Here is a 3,266-nt window from a genome sequence, read left to right as displayed (position 1 = left end):
GGCCGGGAAGGCGGGGGGCGCGGTCATGGCTCGAGCCTAGGTAGCGCCCGTCCCCCACCACATATGGTCAGGCCCTACAGTTCAGCCGATTCCAGTGGGGTCGAACCATGTGGGTGCATCCGCCATGGCCTGTTTGATCCGGAAGCGGCCGAACTCGTCCAGCTCCGGCAGCGCGTCCACGGCGAACCAGCCGACGTCCAGCGACTCGTCGTCGTTGACCCGCGCCGTCCCGCCGACGGCCCGGCAGCGGAAGGTGATGTCCATGTACTGGCAGATGTCGCCGTTGCCGTACGTCACCGGCTCCAGCGCCTGGACCAGTACGACCCGCTCGGCGACGCAGCGCACCGCGGTCTCCTCCTCGACCTCCCGCACCGCACAGGCCGCCGGCTGCTCCCCCGGGTCGGGGATGCCGCCGATCACCGACCACCGGCGGGTGTCGGACCGCCGGTTCAGCAGCACTCTGCCCTCGTCGTCGAAGACGATCGCGGTGACCCCGGGGAGCCACAGCAGCTGGTGACCGGCGGAGGCGCGCAGGGTGCGGATGAAATCAGGAGTAGCCATGCCCCGACCCTAACCGCCCGGTCAGGGCCCTCCCCGGCACTTCGGGAGATGTGCGGCAGGCGTACTACCGCACGCCACCGGCGCGTCGCCCGCGCACACCGGCGCCGACGGCCCAGCCGAGCCCGCCCGCGGCGACGAGCACCAGGGCGGCCTCCGGAAGGACGCCGAGGCGGGTGGCGGGGGTCTGCGAGGAGCGCAGCGGCACCTCCTGCACCAGGGAGTCGGCGACGAACATGCCGGTCCTCTGCGTGATCCGTCCGTCCGGCATGATGATCGCGCTGACGCCGCTGGTCACCGGGACGGTGACGGCGCGGCTGTGCTCGACGGCACGGACGCGGGACATGGCGAGCTGCTGGTGGGTCATCTCGCTGCGGCCGAAGGTGGCGTTGTTGCTGGGCACGGAGATCATCTGGGCGCCGGCGGTGACCGTGTCGCGCACGGCCCAGTCGAAGGCGGCCTCGTAGCAGGTGACCAGGCCGACCCCGGCACCGCCCATGCGGAAGACGCCCGGCTCGTCGCCCCGGCTGAAGTCCTGGCGGACCATCGACGTCCAGTTCTCGTTGATCGCCCCGACGAGCGAGCGCAGCGGGAGGTACTCGCCGAACGGCTGGATCTGCCGCTTGTCGTAGGTGTCGACCGGGCCCTTCACCGGGTCCCACAGGATCTGCTCGTTGAGCAGCCTGCCGTCCCTGCCGACCACGCCGCCGACCGAGACGGGGGCGCCGATCGCCTTGGCCGCGCGGTCGATGACGGTGCGCGCGTCGGCGTTGGCGAAGGGGTCGATGTCGGAGGAGTTCTCCGGCCACAGCACGATGTCCGGCCGTGCGGCCCGGCCGGCCTCCACCTCGGCGGCCAGACGCTCCGTCTCGCGCGCGTGGTAGTCGAGGACGGCGCGCCGCTGGGAGTTGAAGTCGAGGCCCAGCCGCGGCACGTTGCCCTGGATGACCGCGACGGTCACGGTGCCGTTCTCGGCCCGGTCGCCGACCAGCGGCCGGGCGGCCACCGCCGCCACCACGGGGACGGCGACGCAGAGCGCGCCGACGACGGCCGCGGCCCGCCGCACGGTGCCGGTGCGCCGTGCCCGCAGGGACAGCCGCACGACCTCGTACAGGCCGAAGCCGCACAGCACGACGGCGAAGCCGAGCACGGGGGTGCCGCCGAGCGCGGCGAGCGGCAGGAAGACACCGTCCGCCTGGCCGAACGCGATCTTGCCCCAGGGGAAACCGTGGAACGGCGCACGGGCGCGCACCGCCTCGCCGGCGGTCCACAGCGCGGCCGCCCACACGGGCCACCCGGGCAGCTTCGACACCGCGGCGACGCCCGCGCCGACCAGCGCGACGAAGACCGCCTCGATCACCACGAGGGCGATCCACGGTCCGGGGCCCACCTCCACGCCGGTCCACACCAGCAGCGGCAGCAGGAAGCCGAGGCCGAAGAGGTAGCCGAGGCCGAGCCCCGTCCTCCAGCCGCGTCCGCGCAGCGCCCAGCCGAAGACGGCGAAGGCGGGCAGGGCCAGCCACCACAGGGTGCGCGGCGGGAAGCTGACGTAGAGGAGCAGGCCGGAGAGTGCGGCCGCGGCGGCCGGGAGGAGGCGGACGAGTCGCCTGCCCCGCGCCGTGGGCGCGGTCTGCGGCGGCAACGGGTCCGACTCGCCGACGGATGTTGCGGTGACGGTCACTCCGGGAGTCTACGGGGAGTGACATCGGGGCCGACAGCTCGGCCGTCCGGAGCCGGCGCGCTCAGGGCGGCGGGCGGCGCGGCGTGCGCCGGATCGTTTCCGCGGGAGGTGTCCCGGCACGTCCCGCGGCAACGGCCACCGGCCGTCGCGGTGTGCCGGCGCCTCCGCCGTGCGGCCGGGGGCGGTGCCGGCGGCCGGGGTCCGCCACGGGCCGGGGCGGCCGGCCCCCGCGCGGTTCAGCGCGGCGCGCCCGGCCGGTGCGGACGGAGCCGGTCGCGGATGACGTGCACCGCCGCCTCCGCGTCGTCCACGGTGACCGTGAAGGTGTGTCCGTCCCACAGCTGCAGCACGACGCCCTCACCGCGGCGCACGACGACCGCCGTGCCCTTCTCGGGCCGCCAGCGGTAGCCCCAGCCGCCCCAGTGACGCGGGGTGACGTGCGGGGCGAACTCCGCGCCGGCCACCTGGGAGAGCGGGATGCGCCGGCGCGGCACGCCGATGTGGCCGCAGCGCACCTCCAGGTGGTCCTCGTCCACCCGCAGCGCGACGTGCACGAAGGCGAGGGTCCCGAACAGGACGAGCAGCCCGGCGGCGATGCACCCGACGACGGCCATGATCAGGGGCGCGATGCCGGTCGTCCAGGCGGAGTCGATGGCCAGCGTGATGCCGAGTGCCAGGCAGGCGGCGCCGATCAGCGCCAGCAGCCACTGGTAGCGGTTGGTCGCGCGGCCGGTCCAGACCTCGGAGCGAGGGGCGTGCTTGCCGTGGCGGTGGTCCCTCATACGTTCGAGGTTACTCAGGATTCGCTCCGCAGGGGCCGCGTGGCACAGCGTCACTGGGCCGACCGGGCGTGCGGCGGCCCGGCCCGCGGGCCCCCCGCCCGCAGACGCCCCGTCCGACGGCCGGCCCGGTGCCGGTTCACCCGGCGGTGGTGACCTGCCGGAGCAGCCGGCCCTCCGCGTAGGTGAGGGCGGGCGTGGGGAGCGTGCCCTCGCGTCCGCTCAGCAGGACCGTCAGGGTGCCGCCC

At 74.7% G+C, this 3,266-nt stretch carries 3 protein-coding genes and 1 pseudogene; all 4 read right to left on the bottom strand.

Annotation, left to right across the window (positions count from 1 at the left end):
- Positions 1–81 precede the first annotated feature (81 nt).
- Entirely contained in the window at positions 82–561 is a 480-nt protein-coding gene (locus B7L92_RS35370; protein ID WP_081241301.1) for an NUDIX hydrolase, read from the bottom strand.
- Positions 562–625: 64 nt separating this feature from the next.
- Positions 626–2,239 carry an apolipoprotein N-acyltransferase gene (gene lnt, locus B7L92_RS35365; RefSeq protein WP_081241300.1) on the bottom strand — a complete coding sequence of 538 codons (1,614 nt, stop codon included), beginning with the start codon at positions 2,237–2,239 and terminating at the stop codon, positions 626–628.
- Between the two features lie 236 nt (positions 2,240–2,475).
- A complete protein-coding gene (locus B7L92_RS35360) occupies positions 2,476–3,021 on the bottom strand; it encodes a hypothetical protein (protein ID WP_081241299.1) in 546 nt (181 codons plus the stop codon).
- A 136-nt stretch (positions 3,022–3,157) separates the two neighbouring features.
- Positions 3,158–3,266: pseudogene (locus tag B7L92_RS43105) on the bottom strand (glutamate racemase); the annotation flags it as partial.

The organism is Streptomyces viridosporus, from assembly GCF_002078235.1.
GTDB lineage: Bacteria > Actinomycetota > Actinomycetes > Streptomycetales > Streptomycetaceae > Streptomyces > Streptomyces viridosporus.
Note: the sequence above shows the minus strand (reverse complement) of the source record. Positions and strands in the feature narration are given on the sequence as shown.

What these genes read in the sequence shown, in the direction of transcription:
- B7L92_RS35360 (WP_081241299.1), bottom strand. Translation starts at nt 3,021, where the DNA reads ATGAGGGACCACCGCCACGGCAAGCACGCCCCTCGCTCCGAGGTCTGG.
- B7L92_RS35370 (WP_081241301.1), bottom strand. Translation starts at nt 561, where the DNA reads ATGGCTACTCCTGATTTCATCCGCACCCTGCGCGCCTCCGCCGGTCAC.